Annotated in this window: 17 protein-coding genes and 1 tRNA gene; 12 read left to right on the plus strand and 6 right to left on the minus strand. The window is 64.8% G+C overall.

Annotated elements, in window-relative coordinates; genetic code table 11:
- The first annotated feature begins 53 nt into the window (after positions 1 to 53).
- Together AAA969_RS13280 and AAA969_RS13285 are read left to right on the plus strand one after the other, a co-directional pair.
- A complete protein-coding gene (locus AAA969_RS13280) occupies positions 54 to 2,594 on the plus strand; it encodes a zinc-dependent metalloprotease (protein ID WP_338246533.1) in 2,541 nt (846 codons plus the stop codon).
- Positions 2,591 to 3,634, plus strand: coding sequence for a WD40/YVTN/BNR-like repeat-containing protein (locus tag AAA969_RS13285; protein ID WP_338246534.1), 1,044 nt, complete (start codon positions 2,591 to 2,593; stop codon positions 3,632 to 3,634). Before AAA969_RS13280 ends, AAA969_RS13285 begins: the two co-directional genes overlap by 4 nt.
- A gap of 60 nt (positions 3,635 to 3,694) precedes the next feature.
- Here the strand turns inward: AAA969_RS13285 and AAA969_RS13290 are convergent, their stop codons facing one another.
- Both AAA969_RS13290 and AAA969_RS13295 read right to left on the minus strand, forming a co-directional pair.
- Positions 3,695 to 4,366 (minus strand): TorF family putative porin, encoded by a 672-nt coding sequence (locus AAA969_RS13290; RefSeq protein WP_338246535.1) that lies wholly within the window; start codon positions 4,364 to 4,366, stop codon positions 3,695 to 3,697.
- Positions 4,367 to 4,616: 250 nt separating this feature from the next.
- Positions 4,617 to 5,966 (minus strand): ammonium transporter, encoded by a 1,350-nt coding sequence (locus AAA969_RS13295; protein ID WP_338246536.1) that lies wholly within the window; start codon positions 5,964 to 5,966, stop codon positions 4,617 to 4,619.
- Between the two features lie 1,075 nt (positions 5,967 to 7,041).
- Between AAA969_RS13295 and AAA969_RS13300 the strand changes: the two genes are divergently transcribed.
- The 10 genes from AAA969_RS13300 (at position 7,042) to AAA969_RS13345 (ending at position 18,370) form a co-directional block, all read left to right on the plus strand.
- A complete protein-coding gene (locus AAA969_RS13300) occupies positions 7,042 to 8,763 on the plus strand; it encodes a dihydroxy-acid dehydratase (RefSeq protein ID WP_338246537.1) in 1,722 nt (573 codons plus the stop codon).
- Positions 8,760 to 9,776 carry a ketol-acid reductoisomerase gene (gene ilvC / locus AAA969_RS13305; protein ID WP_338246538.1) on the plus strand — a complete coding sequence of 339 codons (1,017 nt, stop codon included), beginning with the start codon at positions 8,760 to 8,762 and terminating at the stop codon, positions 9,774 to 9,776. The genes AAA969_RS13300 and ilvC overlap by 4 nt, the downstream gene beginning before the upstream one ends.
- Before the next feature lie 35 nt (positions 9,777 to 9,811).
- Positions 9,812 to 11,533 (plus strand): acetolactate synthase 2 catalytic subunit, encoded by a 1,722-nt coding sequence (gene ilvG / locus AAA969_RS13310; protein ID WP_338246539.1) that lies wholly within the window; start codon positions 9,812 to 9,814, stop codon positions 11,531 to 11,533.
- 2 nt (positions 11,534 to 11,535) lie between these two features.
- On the plus strand, positions 11,536 to 11,880 hold the full coding sequence (locus AAA969_RS13315) for an ACT domain-containing protein (RefSeq protein ID WP_338246540.1): 345 nt from the start codon (positions 11,536 to 11,538) through the stop codon (positions 11,878 to 11,880).
- Positions 11,862 to 13,451, plus strand: coding sequence for a 2-isopropylmalate synthase (locus tag AAA969_RS13320; protein ID WP_338246541.1), 1,590 nt, complete (start codon positions 11,862 to 11,864; stop codon positions 13,449 to 13,451). The genes AAA969_RS13315 and AAA969_RS13320 overlap by 19 nt, the downstream gene beginning before the upstream one ends.
- A gap of 14 nt (positions 13,452 to 13,465) precedes the next feature.
- Complete coding sequence (locus AAA969_RS13325; RefSeq protein ID WP_338246542.1) at positions 13,466 to 14,422, plus strand: branched-chain amino acid transaminase; 957 nt, start codon at positions 13,466 to 13,468, stop codon at positions 14,420 to 14,422.
- Positions 14,412 to 15,851 (plus strand): 3-isopropylmalate dehydratase large subunit, encoded by a 1,440-nt coding sequence (gene leuC / locus AAA969_RS13330; RefSeq protein ID WP_338246543.1) that lies wholly within the window; start codon positions 14,412 to 14,414, stop codon positions 15,849 to 15,851. Before AAA969_RS13325 ends, leuC begins: the two co-directional genes overlap by 11 nt.
- Positions 15,844 to 16,446, plus strand: a complete 603-nt coding sequence (gene leuD, locus AAA969_RS13335; RefSeq protein WP_338246544.1) for a 3-isopropylmalate dehydratase small subunit — start codon at positions 15,844 to 15,846, stop codon at positions 16,444 to 16,446. The genes leuC and leuD overlap by 8 nt, the downstream gene beginning before the upstream one ends.
- Positions 16,443 to 17,504, plus strand: a complete 1,062-nt coding sequence (gene leuB, locus AAA969_RS13340) for a 3-isopropylmalate dehydrogenase (protein WP_338246545.1) — start codon at positions 16,443 to 16,445, stop codon at positions 17,502 to 17,504. The genes leuD and leuB overlap by 4 nt, the downstream gene beginning before the upstream one ends.
- A gap of 236 nt (positions 17,505 to 17,740) precedes the next feature.
- Positions 17,741 to 18,370, plus strand: coding sequence for a hypothetical protein (locus AAA969_RS13345; RefSeq protein ID WP_338246546.1), 630 nt, complete (start codon positions 17,741 to 17,743; stop codon positions 18,368 to 18,370).
- A gap of 104 nt (positions 18,371 to 18,474) precedes the next feature.
- Here the strand turns inward: AAA969_RS13345 and AAA969_RS13350 are convergent.
- From AAA969_RS13350 to AAA969_RS13365, 4 genes are all read right to left on the minus strand, one after another.
- A tRNA-OTHER gene (locus AAA969_RS13350) sits at positions 18,475 to 18,585 on the minus strand.
- A gap of 231 nt (positions 18,586 to 18,816) precedes the next feature.
- Positions 18,817 to 19,977: a dipeptidase gene (locus AAA969_RS13355; RefSeq protein ID WP_338246547.1), complete on the minus strand. Its 1,161-nt coding sequence runs from the start codon at positions 19,975 to 19,977 to the stop codon at positions 18,817 to 18,819.
- 107 nt (positions 19,978 to 20,084) lie between these two features.
- On the minus strand, positions 20,085 to 20,987 hold the full coding sequence (locus AAA969_RS13360) for a hypothetical protein (protein ID WP_338246548.1): 903 nt from the start codon (positions 20,985 to 20,987) through the stop codon (positions 20,085 to 20,087).
- 178 nt (positions 20,988 to 21,165) lie between these two features.
- A complete protein-coding gene (locus AAA969_RS13365) occupies positions 21,166 to 21,708 on the minus strand; it encodes a peptidase S1 (protein WP_338246549.1) in 543 nt (180 codons plus the stop codon).
- Positions 21,709 to 21,734: the final 26 nt, after the last annotated feature.

Consider the following 21,734-nt stretch of genomic DNA (forward strand, 5'->3'; position numbering starts at 1 on the left):
GCTCGGCTAGCGTCGTCGAAATGACGGGGATCAAGATCAGGATGAAGACCACCATGAAGACCACCACCCGGACCGGCACGAAGACCGGCACCATGATGCGCGTGATGTTAAGTGCTGCCGCGCTGGCCTGTACCGCGCTGACCCCGATGGCCTCCATGGCGGCCGCGCAGGACGCGCAGAGCTACACGCAAACAATTGAAAACCTTGAGCTTCGCGATGGTTTCATTCCGCTCTATATCGACGCCTCCGACGGTCGGATCCTGGCCCGACTGAGGGCTGGCGACGGCAACGGGCTGGGTCGCATGATCTATACCGCCAGCCTGACATCCGGGCTCGGATCCAACCCCGTCGGGCTCGACCGCGGACTCGGCTCAAGCTCTGAAATCCTTCGCTTTTTCCGGGTCAATGATCGCGTCTTCGCCGAGTTCGAGAACACCGGTTACCGCGCCGGTGGTGCCGGCCCCGAAGAGGCCGCCGCAACCCGCAACTCCTTCGCCCGCTCGATCATCTGGTCCACCGACATCCTCGCCGAGGAAGATGGTAACATACTGATTGACTTATCTGATTTTCTCAAGCGGGACCCGGTCGGGACGGCTGACCAGCTCTCCGGCGCCGGCCAGGGCAGTTTCTCGATCGCTGCGGACCGCTCCGCCCCGATCACCGAAAGCGCCCTCGCCTTCCCGGAAAACGTTGAAATCGATGCGCTTTTGACGCTCACCAGCGCAAGCCCCGGCTCCGAAGTCCGGGCCGTGACCCCGGCACCGGGCTCGGTCACCCTGACCGTCCACCATTCCTTCGCCGCCCTGCCGCCCGAGGGCTATGAGCCGCGCGAGGCGGATGATCGATCCGGTGCCATCACCCTCGATTTCTATGACATGGCGACCCCTCTGGACGCGCCGGTCCGGCGCTCCCTGGCCTTGCGGCATCGCCTCGAACGTGTTGATCCGTCAGCACAATCCGGCCCGGTCGTGGAGCCGATCGTGTACTATCTCGACCGCGGCACCCCGCCGCTGATCCGCGACGCCCTGATCGAAGGCGGCAATTGGTGGGCCGAGGCCTTCGCCGCCGCCGGCTATGAGGACGCCTTCCGGGTCGAGCTCCTGCCCGAAGGCGCCCACCCACTTGATATTCGCTACAATGTCATCCAGTGGGTCCATCGCCAGACCCGGGGCTGGTCCTATGGCGGCTCGGTCATCGACCCCCGGACGGGCGAGATCATCAAGGGACGGGTCATTCTGGGCTCCCAACGTGTTCGCCAGGATCGTATGATCTTTGAGGGACTTATGGGTGCCGGGGCGACCGGATCCGGGGCCGCCAATGATCCGCTGGAGCTGGCGCTCGCCCGCATCCGCCAGCTTTCGGCGCACGAGATCGGACACACGATCGGCCTGGCGCACAACTTTGCCGCCAGCGTCTCCGACCGGGCCTCGGTAATGGACTATCCGGCACCGCTCGTCACCCTCGACGCGACGGGCGAGATGGATACCAGCCAAGCCTACGGGATCGGCATTGCCGCCTGGGATCGCGTCGCGATTTCATGGCTCTACGGTGAGTTCGGCGAGGGCGAAGTCGAGGCCCGGGCGCTCGATCATATCCTCAATGAGGCCGCAGCCAACGACCTGCTTTACATCACCGACCGCCACGCCCGGGGCAATGCGAGCGCCCATCCCCTGGCCAATCTCTGGGACAATGGCGCAGACCCGGTCGCGAGCCTGACCGAAACGCTGGCGGTGCGGGCCCGGGCCCTGGAGACTTTCGGCCCGCAGGTGCTTGCAGAGGGTCAACCGGCAAGCGCCCTGCGCCAGGTGCTGCCGCCGATCTACCTGTATCACCGCTACCAGGTTGAAGCGGCTGCCAAATCCATCGGGGGCGTGGCCTTCAACTATGGACCCAACCGGGCCGATCTGGTCGGCATGACACCGGTCAGCGCAGACGATCAGACCCGCGCGCTCCAGGCGCTTCTGGCAACACTCGACCCGCAGATCCTCGACCTGTCTGACGACATCCTCGCGCTCATGATGCCCGCTCCGTTCGCCGATTATGACGCGGCCGCCACGCGCGAGCTGTTCCGGTCGGATGATTATCCGGCCTTCAGCCGGACCGGTGCGGCGGCCGCAGCCGGACGGATCACGCTCCAGGCCCTGCTCAACCCGTCGCGGCTCTCGCGACTGGCCGAACAGTCCGCCCGGGATGACAGCCAGATGACCCTGGAGGACCTGCTCAGCGAGGTCGAAGAGCACTTGTTTGACGCGCCCCGGGATGAGGCGGCGCGCCTGACCCCGATCCGGAATGCGCTGCAAACCGAGTATGTTGCGCAATTGCTCGAGATCCTCGCCTCGGATCCTGTTGCCCCGGCGGCCGCAGCGCGGCTCCGCCTGGAAACCATGGCCCGCAACGAACCCTCGCGGCGGCGCAGCGGCGCGGATGCCGCGCACCAACTCTGGCTGGCCCGGGCCGCCCTTGCGGGCCTCGAACGGTTTGACGCCGGCGAGACGCCGGAGCTGATCGATACACCGATCCCGCCCGGCAGCCCGATCGGTGCCGACACATGCTGGCATTGCGATAGCGCGGCGCTGATGGGTCTGCGCGAGTGAGGTGGCACAACCTCGCCGGCTTCACCGCCGCCACGGCGTTGATGTCGGCCTGCACCCCCGCGCCGCAGTCCGACTGGAGCCTCACCCCGCAGGAAAGCGGTGTGACCGCCTCCCTGCGCGGCCTCAGCGTGGTGGATGACGACATCGTCTGGATCGGCGCACCGGATGGCCAGGTCCTGCAGACACGCGATGGCGGCGCGAATTGGCAGGTCAGGACGGTAGCGCTCGCGCAGGGTGCCGATCTGCGCTCCGCCCATGCGTTCGATGATCAGCGCGCACTCTTCGTCACAGCCGGTCAGCCGGCCCGCATCATCGAGACACGGGATGGTGGGGCGAGCTTCCGCCTGGTCTGGGAAGACGAGACCGGCGCGGCCTTTTTCGACAGCCTTGCCTTCTGGGACGGTGAGCGCGGCCTGGCCTTTTCTGATCCGGTCGACGGCGTCTTTCTGGTCCTGCGAACCCTCGACGGTGGGCTAACCTGGCAGGCCCTCGAGGTCGGCCCGGTCCCGCTCGAGTCCGAGGCCGGCTTTGCCGCGTCCAATTCATCGATTGGCCTGACACCCGATGGCTGTGCGTTTATCGGCACAGGCGGCGGAGCCGTCGCCCGGATTCTGCGCACCTGCGATTTCGGAGACACGTGGGACGCCCGTGAAACGCCGATGGCGGCCGGGTCGGCAGGAGCGGGCATTTTCGCCGTCTCGATCGGCCCGGATGATGGGCTTGCCCTCAGCGGCGGAAACTATCAGGCCCCGCAGGACCCGGCCGGAAACTTTGCCTATTCGGGGGATCGTGGTGAAACCTGGCAGACAAGCGAGATGCCACCACTCGGCTACCGCTCTGACCTCGCCGCCCTTGGGGACGGCTGGCTCGCGGTCGGGACAACGGGTGTCGATATCGGGGTGCGGGCCGGGACCGGATTTCGCTGGCAGGCCAGTGGCTGGAACATCCCGGCGCCGAACGCGATTGCCGTGTCGCCGTCTGGCCAAACAGCATGGATCATCGGTGCGGGTGGCGGCATCTGGCGGGTAGAGCCGAAATAGGATCAGGCCCGGCGCCTGGCCGGGCCTGAGTCACTTTCCGCAATCTTCAGGGTCGAGGGATCAACCGCCGAAGCTTTGCGAGAAGGACAGCACAATGCTGTCATCGCCGCCATCCGAGAGGTCGTGATAACGCAGATCCCATCCGACATTGCCGAAGACCGTGCCGGAGACACCGAGCTGGTAGTCTTCATAGTCGGCCGCCGGAATGTCGTCGAACTGGCTCATGCCGATCCGTCCATCGACGGTGATACCTTCGAAGACTTCCATGCCGAGGCCGGATTCCAGATACCAGGCCTGTCCGGTCTCGCCGTAGAATTCCGGAGAGTAGGAGAGCTTGGCGTCCCAGGCGACGGGGCCGAACTCACGACCGATACCGCCGTAGAATTCGACGAAATTCTGGTCGCCGCCCGCACTCGGGCTATCGGGATAAGCATAGTAGATCACGCCGATGTCCCAATCGAACCCGGCACCCGAGAAGGCGTAACCGCCATACAGGTCGAGTTCCATCGTGGTGTCGTCAGAGAAATCGACGCTCGACCCCCAGACGCCGACATAGAAGCCCTCGGCCTCAACGTCGAAACCGCCGGAAATCGCCGGACCGCCATCGGTCTGGGTGATGCCGCGGAAGATGTAGTCGGTGGTCAGACCGACATTGCCGACGACTTCTGCGGCGGAGGCCGGGGCGGTGACGCAGCAGGCCGCGAGGCCAAGGGCGAGAAGTTTGGTTTTCATGACTTACTCCTGGGTGGAAATACGGGTGAGGAAGAACTGGGTGTGCTGAGGCGTCGGTGGGCGGGGCGGGAGCGCAGCTCTCCCGCTGACCGCCCGACGACCGGCGCGGATTTCAGCGTCTGGGGAAGAGCCGGACTGGACCGGCGCTCCGGGGTTGATGAAACAGACAGGTCTGGCTCCGGGACGGCCCCGTCCGGCGACGCGCCCGGATCGATGAAGGCGGAGCTCATCGATCCGGACACATGAGCCGCTACTGCGCCGGGGCTGAGGCCTTTCCCACGTCATTGGCGAAGATCGAGCCGGCGTCGTGTCCAAGCTCGGACAGGTCGCCGCCGACATTCTCGGCGTCGGGAGAGAGGCGGATGCCGACAGTGACTTTCAAGATCAGCCAGACGATGAAGCTGGTGATGAAGACGAAGGCTCCGATTGCCAGAACACCAACGCCTTGGCCGAAGAAGGTGGCGTCGGAATTTGTGAGCGGCACAGCCATCGTGCCCCAGATGCCGGCGAACAGGTGGACCGGGATTGCACCGACAACATCGTCGATACGGACCATCTCCAGCAGCTTGGCACCGAGCGTCGCAATGATGGCACCGACAGCGCCGATGGCGATGGCCTGCATGATGGTCGGCGTGAGCGGCTCGGCCGTGATGGCAACCAGCCCGGCCAGCGCGCCATTGAGACAGAGCGCCAGATTGGCTTTTCCGCCGCCCAGCAGCATGGACAGGAGGTAGGCTGTTACGACACCACCGGCCGCAGCCATGTTGGTATTGGCGAAGATCTGGGAGATCGCGACCGCATCGGAGGCCGACCCGAGTGCCAGCTGGGAGGCGCCGTTGAAGCCGAACCAGCCGAACCACAGGATGAACGTACCCAGGGTTGCCAGCGGCAGGGAGCCCGGCAGCATCGGCTTGGCGTCCGGGCCGAAGCGGCCGGTCCGTGCACCCAGCAGGATGGCACCCGCGAGGGCAGCCCAGCCACCGGTCGAGTGAACCAGGGTGGAACCGGCAAAGTCCGAGAAACCGAAATCGGCATCAAGCCAGCCCTCACCCCATTCCCAGGAGCCCTGGACCGGGTAGATCACGGCGGTCAGGACGACCACGAAAATGAAGAACGGCCCCAGCTTCACACGCTCGGCAATGGTGCCGGACACGATCGAAGCAGCGGTTGCCACGAAGACCATCTGGAAGAACCAGTCGGACGCGGCGGAATAGCCCGTCCCGAGATCGATCGACTCATCCGCCGCGAGTTCGGACGGAACCCAGAGCTCGGGGATGCCGAAATAGGGGGTTTGACCGCCATACATCACCTGATAGCCGACCAGGTAGAACATGATCCCGGCGATCGAGTAGAGCGCGATATTCTTGAGACAGATCGCGGCGGTGTGTTTCGTGCGGACGAATCCGGCTTCCAGCATGGCGAAGCCGGCGGCCATCAACATCACCAGAAAGCCCCCGATCAGGAAGAGCAGCGTGTTGAAAACGAACGCTGTTTCCTCTGACACCTCGGCATGCGCCGCGCCGGTCAGGCCGACGCCGGCCAGCACCGCGCAGACGGCACCTCGTGCCAGCGTCTTGTTCATCTGTGTCCTGCCAATCATTGGGATCCCCCCGTTCTGGCAACTACCCCCACCATCCGGCCTGTCATCAGGTCGCGGACGGGGCTGCAGGGTGTCTGCAGCACTTGAAAACCCTGGTCAGGATCAGTGAGGGGATGGTCGCCTCAACGGGCGCCGGAACGGGACCGGGTACGGCCCTTCATCTCTCATGATCCGCACCACGCAGACGTGGTGGCGGATCCAATCATTGCGATCTGTGGCTCAGGTCACCTTGAGGCAACTCTTGATGTGTCGACTTTAGGGTCGAGAATGTTGCGATGCAACATATTTCTTATCATGGCTCATATTCGAATATTTAGTGCGACGAGAACTCCTGAAGCGCTACTTCACGCAATTTAATTTCCCCAGGAAAGAGGCTGGCGTCGGCCGCCGCCAGCAGTTCAATCCACAGAGTCGCGACATGATCGGATGTCGCCGGTAAATTTGCTGCGCCCGCACAATTTTCCGTCAACCGATTAATTCGGATTTCCGTGCGACCCCGTCCCCCTGCCCGAAATTGAACACCCCTGCCTGTCGAAGAGGCAAGATGAGCCGCCATTCAGATTGGCCGGAACACATGGTCGGGACCCCGCCTGACCACGATGCCGCACGTCGGGCAGACGTTGGCCCTCACCTCCCGGGAGCAGCGCGAAAGGTCAGCGGCGGCCCCTCGCGTGCGCGCGCTCGCGCGTGCGCATGAAATTCCTGTGCAGCAAAACCTGCATGAGTGGAAAACCATGCCCGCAGATGTCAAATTTTCCGGTTTAGTGCAGTTTTTTTCCAGTACGGGGTTGCCTTAACCAAATCATCGGGTCACGTTGCAGCGCAATAGAGATTGAAAAGCTGATTGTGATGACCAAAGCGTTTGCCTTGCCGGTAGCCCCGGCCGCCGCCCTGATGGGCGAGCGGGTGAACACGCTCGGCCTCCTCCTCCTCGTACTTGTACTTATTATCCCGACCATAACGGGAGCGGTAAGCACGCCTGCCTGACGAGAGACCTCGCCAACTGGCAGACAAAAAACCCCGCTCCCGGAACCCGGAGCGGGGTTTTTTGTGTTTTGACCCACGGAAAACCCTGATGACACACGACCACCGCAAATCCTCAGACGCCATTACGGCCGGCCCGGCGCGGGCTCCGGCCCGGGCCATGCTGCGTGCGACCGGCATGGAGGATGCCGATTTCGACAAGCCGATGATCGGGGTCATCAACACCTGGACCACGGTGACGCCCTGCAACATGCACCTCGCCGATCTGGCCGAACCGGTCCGCGAAGCTGTCCGGGAAGCCGGAGGTCATCCCGTCGATTTCAACACGATCGTGGTGTCGGACGGGATTTCCATGGGCACGGACGGCATGCGCGCCTCCCTGATCTCGCGGGAGGTCATCACCGACTCGATCGAGCTGGCCGTGCGTGGTCACAGCCTGGATGGCGTGGTCATTCTGGTCGGGTGCGACAAGACCATCCCGGCGGCCGCTATGGCGCTGGCGCGGTTGGATGTTCCCGGCTGCATCCTCTATGGCGGGACGATCATGCCCGGCAAGCTGGGTGACAAGGCGCTGTCGATCCAGGACGTGTTCGAAGCGGTCGGTGCGCACGCGGCGGGTACACTCGACGACAAGGGGCTGGCAGAGGTCGAAAAGGCGGCCTGCCCGGGCGCCGGCGCCTGTGGTGGTCAGTTCACCGCCAACACGATGGCGATGATCCTGACCATGCTGGGCCTGTCCCCGATGGGCGTGAACGATATCCCGGCTCCGCACCCGGACAAGCCCGCCGCCGCCGCGCGCTGCGGTCGCCTGGCGGTCGAGCTGGCCAGGACCGGGACCACGCCACGCCGCTTCATCACCGAAGCCTCCCTGCGCAATGCCGTGATCGCGGCTTCGGCCTCCGGCGGCTCGACCAATGCCATCCTGCATGTGGCAGCCATTGCCGCAGAAGCCGGCGTGCCATTCGACATTGCCGATTTCGACCGCATCTCGAGCGAGGCTCCGGTCATCACCGATCTGAAGCCCGGCGGACGGTTCCTGGCGCACCACATGTTCCTGGCCGGCGGATCGCGCCTGTTCGGGCAGCGCCTGATCGAGGGCGGTTTGCTGGCCGACACCCCGACCGTCACCGGCACAAGCCTGCACGGCGAATGCGCCAGCGCAGAAGAGTCCCTGAACCAGCGCGTCATCCATACCGTCGCCAATCCGGTCAAGCCCGATGGCGGCTTCCGCATCCTGACCGGCGACCTGGCGCCCGAGGGCTCGGTCCTGAAATTGTCCGGCCATGACCGCAACGCGTTTTCCGGTCCCGCCCGCGTGTTCGAGTGCGAGGAAGAGGCTTTCGCCGCGGTCGAGGCCAATTCGATCAAGCCGGGCGATATCCTCATCATCCGTAATGAAGGCCCCAAGGGCGGCCCAGGCATGCGCGAAATGCTGGGCGTCACCGCCGCCCTGGTCGGCCAAGGCCTGGCGGGCGACGTCGCCCTGATTACCGACGGCCGCTTCTCCGGCGCGTCGAAGGGCTTCGTGATCGGCCATGTCAGCCCGGAAGCTGCCGACGGCGGTCCGATCGGCCGTATCCGTAATGGTGACATCATCCGCATCGATGTCGCGGCTCGCCGGATCGATGTCGAGGCGGACCTGAGCGAACGCCCGGTTTCATCCTCCGGTCGGCCGGCACCGACCGGCGTCTTTGCCAAATACGCTGCCCTGGTCGCTTCGGCGTCACGCGGCGCCACCACAATCATCGCGCCGACGCCACCCGCGACGCCGCCAAGCCAACACATGCAATCCAAGCAGGAGATGCCCGCATGACCGCCTCCACCCCGTCCCGCCGTGCTGCCTTCGAGGTCGACACGACAGCCTTCAAATCCCAGCCCATTGCCGTGATCGGCTATGGCAGCCAGGGGCGAGCCCATGCCATGAACCTCAAGGAGAGCGGCTGCGATGTGACGGTCGGCGTCCGACCGGGCGGCCCCGGCGAAGCCAAAGCCAAGGCCGATGGCCTGAAAACGGCGACGCCGGAAGAGGCCACCAAGGCCGCCAAGCTGATCGCCATCCTGACCCCGGACATGAGCCACGAGGCCCTGTTCCGCGAGTCGATCGCACCCAATCTGTCGGCCGGCGATGCGGTCCTGTTCGCGCACGGTTTCTCGGTCCATTTCGGTCGCGTCACACCGCCGGAAGGCGTTGATGTGATCCTGGTCGCGCCGAAAGGTCCGGGCGATCTGGTCCGCCGCGAGTACGAGATCGGTCGCGGCGTGCCCTGCCTGTTCGCGGTCCAGCAGGATGCCACCGGCGAAGCCCGAAACCGGGCACTCGGCTACACGGCGTGCATCGGCGGAGCCAATTCCGGGATCATCGAGACCAGCTTCGCCGAAGAGACCGAGACCGACCTGTTCGGCGAACAGGCCGTGCTGTGCGGCGGCGCGACCGAGCTGGTCATGGCCGGATACGAGACCCTGGTCGATGCAGGCTACCAGCCGGAAGTCGCCTATTTCGAATGCCTGCATGAGCTCAAGCTGATCGTCGACCTGCTCTATGAGGGCGGCATGGCGAAGATGCACGAGTTCATCTCGGAAACCGCCATTTATGGCGATTTGCGTTCCGGCCCCCGCGTCATCAATGACGAGACCCGCGCCCGCATGCGTGAAGTCCTCAAGGACATCCAGGACGGCACGTTCGCGCGCGACTGGATCACCGAAAACCAGGCCGGAAAGCCGCAATACCACGCCCTGCTGCGCAAGGACCTGGAGCATCCGATCGAGAAGGTCGGGGCCGCCCTGCGCGCCGACATGCCGTGGCTGCAACCCGGCGCCAACAACTAGCCGGCCCCGCCCGACCCGACAAAGGACGACACAAGATGACGGCCCTGACCGCCACCGATATTGCCGCAACGACAAGCCCCGCCGACGCGACCCGGCCGCGTGCCCGCCAGACCGGGGCGCACGCAGTCGTCCGGACGCTGGAAGCTCTCGGCGTGACGCGCGTTTTCGGTTATCCGGGCGGCGCCATCATGCCCGTCTATGACGCGCTGACCGGCTCGTCCCTGCAACATATTCTGGTCCGGCATGAACAGGCGGCGGCGTTCGCTGCCGATGCCCAGGCCCGCCTGACCGGCAAGGCCGGCGTGTGCCTCGCGACCTCAGGGCCGGGCGCCACCAATCTCCTGACCGGCATCGCCAATGCCTATCTGGACAGCGTGCCGATGATCATCCTGACCGGCCAGGTGCCGTCCGGACTGATGGGCACGGATGCCTTCCAGGAAGTCGACGTGTTCGGCATGTCGATGCCGGTCGTGAAACACTCGATCATCATCCGGGACCCCATGCGGATTCCGGAGATGATCGCCGAGGCCTTCGAGATCGCGGAAGGCGGGCGTCCCGGTCCCGTCCTGATCGATCTGCCGAAGGATGTCCTGCAAGCCGAGGCATACCCCACCTTTCCCCCAGGTCCTCGGCCTGTGGCCGAGCCGTCGCATCCGCCAGAATCAGACCTGGCGGCGGCGACGGCTCTGCTGGCCCAGGCAGAACGCCCGGTTTTCTATATCGGGGGCGGGGTGACCCTGGCCGGTGCGGTCGATGCCGTGCGCGATTTCATGGCCCGGACCGGCATTCCGACTGTTGCTACCCTGAAGGCGCTGGGCTGCGCCCACCCCGACAGCGAGACCTATCTGGGCATGCTCGGCATGCATGGCGGCCGCGCCGCCAATGTCGCGGTCGATGAAAGCGACCTGCTGATCTGCTGCGGGGCCCGGTTTGACGACCGCGCCACCGGACGCCTCGACAGTTTCGCCCCGGGCGCGCGCATCATCCACATCGATGGCGATGCCGCCGAGATCGACAAGCTGCGCCGGGCCGAGATTGGCCTGGCCGGTGACATCACCGCGATCCTGGCCGGGATCACCAATGGGTGGCTGGACATCGCCGATTGGCGCGAGACCTGTATCGAACGCAAACACCGCCATGCCTTCCGCTATGACGCGCCGGGCTCGGGTGTTTTCGCACCGGCCATGCTGAAGGAACTGTCCGAGGCCGCCGGCGACGACTTCATCGCCGCCTGCGATGTCGGTCAGCACCAGATGTGGGTTGCCCAGCATTGCCGCTTCTCGCGGCCTGAACACCATCTGACCTCGGCCGGACTGGGTGCCATGGGCTATGGCCTGCCCGCCGGGATCGGTGCCGCCATGACGCGGCCCGACCACAAGGTCGTCACCATCACCGGCGACGGCTCGATCATGATGAACATCCAGGAGCTGGCGACCGCCCGCCGTTACGGCGTGCCGATCCGGATCCTGCTGCTGGACAATGCCTCCCTGGGCCTGGTCCGGCAGTGGCAGGAATATTTCTTCGAGGAGAATTTCTCGGAGATCGATCTCTACGACAATCCTGACTTCGCAGAAGTCGCCCATGCCTTTGGCATCGAGGCCTTCACCGTTCACAGCCGCGAGGAAGTTCCCGCGGCCATCGACCGCCTGCTCAATGCCCGCGGCCCGATCCTCGCGCATGTCCTGATCGACCCGCGCGAGAATGTCTGGCCGCTGGTCCCGCCGGGCGCGTCCAACGCCGACATGATGGAGGACTGATCATGCGCACCTCGCTTCGTATTGAACTCGCCGACGCCGAAGGCGCGCTGATGCGGCTCATCGGACTGGTGGAACGCCGGGGCTTCACGATCGCCACGCTCGACAAGGGCGAAATGTCTGAGGGTCGGTCGACCGTCACCATGACGCTCGATGCCCGTGATGGCGCCCGCAACATGGATGTGCTGGCCCGCCAGGTCGCCCGGCTGTTCGACGTTCGCGGCGTCTTCACCCGCGACGCGGAAAGCCCGATCTCTCCGGCGATGGCTCCGGGGATTGTTTCAGGGATCGCAGCCCAGGCGGCTGCCGGTCCGGACCGTTGGAGACAAGCATGTCCACCCCGACACTGAAGCCCATGACCAGCCGGACGCCGGATCAGCTGCACATTTTCGACACCACGCTGCGCGATGGCGAGCAGGCCCCCGGCTTCTCGATGAATCCGGGTGAGAAGCTGGAGATCGCCCGCCTGCTCGAGGCGATGCGGGTCGACACGATCGAGGCCGGCTTTGCTGCCGCCTCGCCCGGCGATGCCGAAGCGATCCGGCTGATCGCCTCGGAAATCCGCAATTCCACCCTGTGCTCACTCGCCCGCGCGACCGAGGGCGATATCGACGCCGCCGCAAAGGCGCTGGAACCGGCCCGCCGCAAGCGCCTGCACATCTTTATCGCCACCAGCCCGATCCACCGGGAGGCCAAGCTGCGCATGTCGCGGCGCGAAGTCCTGCAGACCATCGAACGTTGCCTGCAGCATGCCGCCGGTACATTCGACGAGATCGAGTTCTCGGCCGAGGACGCCTTGCGCACCGAGCCGGACTTCCTCGTTGAAGCGATGAGCTGCGCCGCAGCCTATGGTGCCGACGTGCTCAACGTCCCGGATACGGTCGGCTATTCCGAGCCGGGCGAAATCCAGGCCGTCTTCGAGCGTCTGATCGCCAAGGTCGCGCGCCCGGAGCATGTGATTTTCTCGGCCCATTGCCACAATGACCTCGGCCTGGCGGTCGCCAATTCCCTGGCCGCCGTGAAGGGCGGGGCGCGTCAGGTCGAATGCGCGATCAACGGGATCGGCGAGCGGGCGGGCAATTGTTCGCTGGAAGAAATCGTGATGGCGCTGCAGGTCCGGGCCGACATCTTCCCGGCGGTCAGCCATGTCGATGCGACCAAGATCTGGAATGCCAGCCAGCGGCTGCAACGGGTGACCGGCGCGGCCGTCGCTCCCAACAAGGCGATCGTCGGCAAGAATGCCTTTGCCCACGAGGCCGGTATCCACCAGCACGGCATGATCTCGGACCGGCGCACCTATGAAATCATGACCCCGGAGAGCGTTGGCGCGCCCGGATCGGCCCTGGTCCTGGGCAAGCACTCCGGCAAGCATGCCCTGATCCAGCGTCTGGCCAAGCTCGGCTACAAGCCCGACACCGAGAAGCTGAACCAGGTCTTCATCGACTTCAAACACCTGGCCGACGAGCTGGGCGAAGTGAATGACGCCGACCTGGTCGCCATGATGGAGGGCTTCTCGCCGAGCGGATCGCGCTGGACGGTGCTGCGGACCGAGCTGCGCACCACCGCCGGCCGCCAACCCAAGCAGTTCGCCCGTATCGAGCTGGAGCACCCGTCCCGGGGTCGCGTTTCCGACATTGCCTCGGGCGATGGCCCGATGGCGGCGGCCTTCGCGGCGGTTCAGCGGATTACCGGAACCGATGCGACCATCATCGCTCTCGAGACGCGGATGCGGTCAACCTCAACCGGGCGGGAGTTCGTGGCCGACATCAGCGTCGACATTGATGGTAACACTTTCTCTGGCCGCGCCCGCGGTCCCGACGTTCTCACAGCCGCGATCGACTCGCTGCTCTTCACACTCGACCGCGGCGAGGCCTATGGCCGGGCCGATATCACCGAACAACAAGCGGCCGCGGCCGTCTGACAGGAATTGAGACAATGGCTATCCAGGAAACCGACTTCATCTGGCGCAATGGCGAACTGATCGACTGGCATGAAGCCCAGACGCATGTTCTCTCCCACGCCCTGCATTATGGCTCCTCCGTCTTCGAAGGAATCCGCTGCTACAACACACCAACCGGCCCCCAGATCTTCCGGCTGAGCGATCACATCAAGCGCCTGTTCAACAGCGCCCGCGTTTATCACATGCCGATCAATCACACCCAGGAGGAGGTCGAGGCCGCCTGCCGGATGGTCATTCGTGCGAACCACCTCAAGGACGCCTATATCCGGCCGCTGGCTTATTTCGGCTATGGCGGGATCGGCGTCCTGCCCGGCGCCGATACCAAGTCGGAAATCTGCATCGCCGCCTTCCCCTGGGGCGCCTATCTCGGCGAGGAGGCCCTGACCAAGGGGGTGGATTGCTGCATCTCCTCGTGGAGCCGGCCCGCCCCGAACACCATTCCGACCGGCGCCAAGGCCGGCGGCAATTATCTCTCGTCAATGCTGATCAGCCATGAAGCCCATTCGCGCGGCTTTGATGAAGGCATTGGCCTCGACGTCAACGGGCTGGTTTCCGAAGGCGCCGGCGAGAACATCTTCGTGGTCTCGGACGGTATTATCCGCACCCCGCCGAGCTCCTCCTCCATCCTGTCCGGCCTGACCCGGGACGCCGTGATGAAGCTGGCCGAGGCGGAGGGCTTTGACGTCCGCGAGCAGACCATGTCCCGCGAGAGCCTGTATTTCGCCGACGAGATCTTCTTCACCGGCACCGCCGCCGAGATCACGCCGGTGCGTTCCGTCGATGGCCATGTCGTTCGCGCCGGTGGCCGCGGACCGGTCGCCGAGCTGATGCAGGCGCGCTTCTTCGGCCTGTTCTCCGGCGAGACACCGGACCGTCATGGCTGGCTGCAGCCGGTTCACGACAATGCGATGGAGGTCCAGCATGTCGCCTGAGACTGAGCGCGCGGGCCACGCCCCGCGCTCGATGTTCGACAAGGTCTGGGACGCCCACCAGGTCCGCGCCGAAACGGCCGAGACCCCGGGCCTGCTCTATGTCGACCTCCATCTCGTCCATGAAGTGACCTCGCCGCAGGCTTTCTCCGTGCTGGCCGAACGCGGGCTGACCGTGCGGCGACCGGACCGGACGCTGGCGACGATTGACCACGCCACCCCGACGCTCGACTTCGCGCCCGGCGAGACCCCGCCCTACGCCACACCGGCCGCCCAAAACCAGGTCGAGACCCTGCAGGCCAATACGGCCCGGCACGGCATTACCCTGCACGGCTGGGGTAGCGGGCATCGCGGTGTGGTCCACGTCATCGGACCGGAGCTCGGCGCGACCCGTCCGGGCATGACAATTGTCTGCGGCGACAGCCATACCGCGACCCATGGCGCCTTTGGAGCGCTGGCGTTCGGCATCGGTACGACCGAGGTCGGTCACGTCCTGGCCTCGCAATGCCTGCTGCAACGCAAGCCGAAATCCATGCGGATCACGGTCGATGGCGAGACCGCACCGGGTATTTCAGCCAAGGATATCATTCTCGCCATCATCGCCGAGATCGGCGTCGATGGCGGGACCGGTTGCGTCATCGAATACGCCGGCAGCGCCATCGCGGCGCTCGACATGGAAGGTCGGATGACGGTCTGCAACATGTCGATCGAGGCCGGGGCACGGGCCGGCATGATCGCGCCGGACGCAACGACATTCGCCTGGCTTGAAGGCCGCGCGCATTGCCCGCACGGCGCGGACTGGGACCAGGCCATCGAACGCTGGCGTCAGCTGCCCAGTGATCCCGGCGCCCGGTTCGACCACGAGATCAGGATCGATGCCGCAAGCATCCGCCCGATGGTCACCTGGGGCACGGCGCCGGATACCGGCATCGCGGTCAACGCGCCCATCCCGGCACCGCGCACCGCGTCCCAGAAAAAGGCCCTCGCCTATATGGGTCTGGAGGCCGGAAAGCCGGTGGCCGGCGCCCGGGTCGATCAGGTCTTTATCGGCTCCTGCACCAATTCTCGGATCACGGATTTGCGCGAGGCGGCGGCCATCATGAGCGGCCGACGGGTGGCTGACGGCATCCGCGCCCTCGTCGTGCCCGGCTCGGTCGCGGTCCGGGCCCAGGCCGAGGCAGAAGGGCTGGACCGGATCTTCATCGCGGCCGGCGCCGAGTGGCGTCAGCCGGGCTGTTCCATGTGCATTGCCATGAATGGCGATCGCGGCGAGCCGGGCCAGCTGGTGGTCTCGACCTCGAACCGCAATTTCGAAGGCCGCCAGGGTCCGGGCGTCCGCACGGTCCTCGCCAGTCCCGCCACCGCTGCGGCGGCGGCCATAGCCGGACATGTCATCGACCCGGCCGAGCTGATGGAGCCCGCCCATGCCTGAGATCCCTGCCCCCGGGGCCAAGGACGATATCCGCCGGATCGACAGCCGGACCTTTGTGATCGACCAGGAAGACATTGATACCGACCAGATCATCCCGGCCCGCTTCCTGACCACGACCAGTCGGGACGGGCTTGGCAAGCTGGCCTTCCATGACTGGCGGTATGATGGCGAGGGCAAGCCGCTGGAGGCGGTCTCGCTCAACAGCCTCGACACGGCACAATGCCGGGTGCTTGTCGCCGGCCGAAATTTCGGCTGCGGCTCGTCGCGCGAGCACGCGCCCTGGGCGCTGCATGATTTCGGTTTCCGGGCCGTCATCTCGAGCGAGTTCGCCGATATCTTCCGCTCCAATGCGGCCCGCAACGGGTTGCTGCCGATCATTGCGCCGGAAGCGGCCCATAACTGGCTGCTGGCCAATCCGGGCGTGGCGATCCGGATCGACCTTGCCAGCCAGCATGTCGATCTGGGCAATGGACCCAGCTTCGACTTTGCCATCGAACCCTTCGCCAAGCACTGTCTGATGGAAGGCACCGACCCGCTCGGCTTCCTGATGAACCATGCCGACGCCATCGACGCCTATGAGGCCGACCACGCATGACCTACCGCATCACCCTTCTGCCCGGCGACGGGATCGGACCGGAAATCACCGCAGTCGCGCGCGCCGTGCTCGAGCATGTTGCCGCCGTGGACGGTTTCCGGGTCAGTTTTGAAACCTGCGCTTTCGGGGGCGCCTCGATCGATGAATTCGGCGAGCCCCTGACCGAAGCCACGCTGAAAACCTGCCAGACGGCCGACGCCGTCTTTCTCGGAGCCGTTGGCGGGCCGAAATGGGATCGCGCCGACGTCCGCCCGGAGGCCGGCCTTCTGGCCCTGCGCAAGGCGCTGGGCGTCTACGCCAATCTGCGGCCGGCGGCGGTACATCCGGCCCTGGCCGGCAAATCCCCGCTGCGGGCAGACCTGGTGGCCGGGACCGATCTCCTGATCGTGCGCGAGCTGACCGGCGGGATTTATTTCGGGACGCGCGAACGCAGCGCCGACAGTGCCAGCGACACCTGCACCTATTCGCGCGGCGAGATCGAACGGGTGGCCCGTATCGCCTTCCAGCAGGCGCGCCTGCGGCGCGGCAAGCTGACCTCGGTCGACAAGGCCAATGTGCTGGAAACCAGCCGCCTGTGGCGCGATGTCGTCTCCGAGATGGGCGCGCGCGACTTCCCCGATATCGAACTCGACCACATGTATGTCGACGCCGCCGCCATGCACCTGCTGCGCGCGCCGGCGAGCTTTGACGTCATCGTCACCGAGAACATGTTCGGCGACATCCTGTCCGACGAAGCCTCCATGCTGCCCGGCTCGATCGGCCTTCTGGGCTCGGCCTCGCTGGGCGACCAGAAACCGGGCCTCTTCGAACCCATCCACGGCTCGGCCCCCGACATCGCCGGCCAGGACAAGGCCAACCCGTTCGGCGCGATCGAGGCGGCCGCTCAACTACTGGAAAGCTTGGGCGAGACGGGGGCCGCGGGCCGGATCCGCGACGCCGTTGATGCCATGCATCAGGCAGGGGAGTGGACCGGCGATCTGGGTGGTTCGCTGAGTTGTTCGCAGGCCGGGGTGAAGCTGGTGGAGCACCTGGAGGCGGAGGCTGTGGCGGCGGAGTAGGTGCGCGGGGGTGCCGAATGTCGGCGTGTGGGTGGACGACGTGCGCTTTGGTGCGGATGGGGGCGTCGCGATGCGCACGGGTCTAGGGTTTAGCGATACCGCTCAATCCTGAGACAGAACGCCATGCGGCCAAGTGGATACAGGACGTTGTTCAGCGGCGTCACTGGGGCAAGATCTATTGAATCCCCAAGGTGCGCAGCAGGTGTGCTAGGCCTCTGACCGGGAGGAACGGGATCATGCAACTGCCGAATCCAACGATGATGGAGCTACTCGCGACGCTCTATGAGCCCTGTCGAAACTTCGGTGTCTGTCCCCAAGCGCGTTGGGACCCACAGGCAGGTCATGTGCCGAGGGGCTTCCTCGGCGCCACAGGCGTCCTTGAAGAAGTCGAGATGGTGTTGGTGTTCGCCGAACCGGGCGCGCCGCACGACGGAGAGGCATACTCCGCCTGCCAGACTAGCGACGACTTCATCGAAGCAGTGATCAGCCACGCATACTCGGCCTTCGCGTACGGGCAGGACCTGATGCATCGCAACACCCGCGAGCTGATCGACATGGCGTTCCCCGGCATGGCGTTTGATGATCAGCTGCGGAAGGTCTGGCTGACTGAGAGCCGGCTCTGCTCGCTCGATGAGGAACTGGGTTCATGCTCTGATCGGACTTGTGCGGAGACCCACCTATCAGCTCAGCTGGAACTACTGCCTAGGGCGCGGGTGATCACGCTCGGAGGGAAGGCGGCTCAACGCAGTCGCCATGCCGCACCCGGCCAGTTCAAGGCATATGCGGTGGCCCCACCGGGAGCCAACCACAGACCGGCTCGGCCAAGCTGGGAAGCTGCGGCTAGCTGGGTTCGCGAGATTGAGTAAGGGGGTGCGGGGGAAGACGGAACACGCGTATATGATTATAAGTGCTCGGATTTTTGAAACAAAACCGAACCGCCTACTAAGGTGCCGCCCGTAGCTTAAGCCGTTGGTGGAGGCGGTGGGATTTGAACCCACGAAACCCCGAGGGGTCTACCGGATTATTCGTCACTACGGGCGGCGTATCAGGCCGGCGCAATCGACCGCTCTGCCACGCCTCCAAGGGAGTAAAGATGGGGGGATCTCAGACGCGGGTGCAAGTGACGAGACGTCTTCATGCACAAAGTTTCCATCCAGAGCCATTGCACCCAGCGTTTTTCTAGACCTTAACATGCTGATATAATTGCGCTATTAAGACCGTCTCGAACGCGGCGCTATCCTCTCCTGGGCACCATATTTTCGATATCGCCGAAAGCCCCCTCCGGGATCAAGCCGACCCCACAACCCACCCCCTACCCCGGCAAATTCTCCAGAAAGAACCGGATCGTATTCTCCCCCATGACCTGGCGGATCTCGCTTTCGCTCAGGCCCGCGGCCAGCAGGCGGTCGGTGAGGACGGCGTATTCGGAGGCGTCGAAGGTGGTGGTGACGGTGCCGTCATAGTCCGAGCCGAGGGCGACATGGTCGATGCCGACCAGGTCGATGGCGGCCAGCAGGGTGGCGGCGACGCCTTCGGGGCTGTCGTCACAGGTCACATCGGCCCAGAAACCGATGCCGATCAGCCCGCCGCCGGCGGCGATGCGCTGCATCAGCGCGTCGGGGATGTTGCGCTTGACCTCGCAATGGCCGTGCACGCCGGTGTGGGAGACCACCAGCGGACTGTCGGTCATGGCCAGCACGTCCTCGACGACCTGCGGCGAGGAATGGGCGACGTCGATGATCAGGCCGCGTTCGTCCATGCGGCGGATCACGTCGCGACCGAAATCGGTCAGGCCGGCATTCGACACGCCGTGCAGCGAGCCTCCGAGCGCATTGTCGAAAAAGTGCTGAAGACCCAGCATCCGGTAGCCGGCATCCCAGAGCGCATCGACATTGCCGATCTCGCCCTCGAGCGGATGCGCGCCCTCGGTCTCGAGCAGGCCGGCCATCGCGGTGGGGTCGGTCTCGCGCGCAGCCAGCACGGCCTCCAGGTCGCCCCGGGTCCGGACGACCGTGAAACTGTCATCACGCGCCGCCAGCCGGTTCAGGCGCTCGGCATGATAGAGCGCGCGTTCAAGGATCGAGTCCCAGGTCCGCATCGGCCAGCGCTGAACGATCGCGAGCGCGGTAATATCGTCGCTGTCGGCGGTATTGCTGTCATAATTCTGGCCGGACGGGGTCTTGGTTACACTCGAGAAGACCTGGAGCGCGACACCCCCGGCCCGCAGGCGCGGCAGATCGGTATGGCCGCGATCATTCCAGCGCGTCGGGTCGCGCATCCACAGAAGCATGTCGGAGTGCAGATCGGAGACCCGCAGCGTTGTATGAAGGGCTTCGGCCTCCTCGCTGATCACATAGGGCTCGTGCGGGGTGACCAGGTTCATCCCGGCATCAATCCGGGCCGGCAGGATGACGAAGACGAAGCCGATGATCCCGACAATGATCAGCGCGATGATACCCAGTGAGATACGCATGATGAACCCGTCCGTTTCTGACCGCCGACTCCTTAAACCGGAACGGCCCATGGCAAAAGGGCGGCCGGTGGAAACCGGCCGCCCTTGCTGTGCCCTCGAGCGCGCGATTACTCGCTGTAGAGCTCGGAGATCGACAGTGACGCCTGGGCGTTCTGACCCTGGCTGTAGGAGCCGATCCAGATGTCGTAGGTGCCGGATGTCGGATTGCCGAAGGTCAGCGACGGGTTGAGCCCGGCATTGCCGCCATCATCATTGCAATACCAGTTGCCGTTCGGGTCATTGACGAGGATCGTCGTGTCAGAACTGGACGCCGCCGACAGGATGAGCGGCAGGGAGCCCGCCGTGAAGTTCAGCTCGAAATCAGGCGCACCCGAGACCCAGCCGGCGCAGTCGCCACGGACGCTGGACGCCCGGTAGCTGCCACCGGACACGATGCTGACGCGATACGGATCCGGCGTGAAGCCACCGCGCAGGTTGGCAGATCCGTAGTTCGCCGGGAGCGACCAGTCGATGCCGCCGCCATATCCACCGGAGGGCTGGCCACCGGCCATCCCAAGCTCGGAGATGGACAGCGTCGCCTGGGCGTAATCGCCCTCTGAATAGGATCCGACCCAGATGTCGTAGCGACCGGACTGCGGGTTGGAGAAGGTCAGGCTCGGATTGAGGCCTTCGCCGCTGTCATCATCGCAATACCAGTTGCCGTAGGGACCGTTGACGACCAGCGTCGTGTCCGAGCTGGCGACCGAGCCGATGGTCAGGTCGAACATGTTGCCGGCCTCGTAATAGACCGAAAAATCAGGCGCATTGGCGATCCAGCCGCGGCACGAGCTGGAGATGTTGCTGGCCCGGATCTGACCGCCAGAGGTCAGCGTCACATTGTATGGATCAGGCGTGAAACCGGAGCTCAGGTTCACGGAGCCATAGCTCGCCGGTGCCGAGATGTCCTGGGCTGTTGCTGTGCCGGCCAAGAGCGCAACGGCGCAGACACTCATGAAGATTTGGGTTTTCATAACATTCCCCTCCCCCCAGACAGTGGGAAACGCCCCTGCGTTCCGGTAATCACCTCTGGTCTGGACCAGATTAACGGGTTTCGCGGGTGAACCAAGGCTGAACGCACAAATATTCGAAGTCTGCCGCGAACGAACAGCTGGCAGCCAAAGCTAACAGCCAGCCGGACGAGGCGCGGGATCAATTCGGACCGCGCCAGCTCTCCATGAGGAGACGCGCCGCCTCCCGGGACTGTTCAGCGTTCAGGTCCGGAGCCCGCACACGGCGCTGATTGGACCGGGTAAAGCCGTGCTCGGAAAAAGCCAGCCTCGCGTCTGCATAGTCGCCCTGACGATAAGATCCGATCCAGATCGAATAGCGGCCCGAGGGCGGGTTGGCGATCACGACCTGGGGGTTCAGACCCTCGCCGCTGTCATCATCACACGACCACCCCGCCGGTGAATGTACGACGAGGGTCGTATCAGCCTCCGAGATGGCACTGATGGTGACATCCCAGATAGCGGCGCTGGAAAAATAGATCGCATAGTCCGGCTTGTCGGCAATCCATCCCTGGCAAGCGGGTGATATCGTGCTGGCCTGGATCGGCCCGCCTGACTGGATATCGACCAGAAAGGGATCCATTTCCCACGCCGTCCTGATTTCCACGGCGCCGAAATGTGGCGGAAGATTGGGATCCTGCGCATAGCCACCACCAGTAAAGGCGATCGCCGCACAAATACTCATCACTGCTCTGGACATTAATCCCACCC

Origin of the sequence: Maricaulis maris, from assembly GCF_036322705.1 — a bacterium.
Taxonomy (GTDB): Bacteria; Pseudomonadota; Alphaproteobacteria; order Caulobacterales; family Maricaulaceae; genus Maricaulis; species Maricaulis maris_B.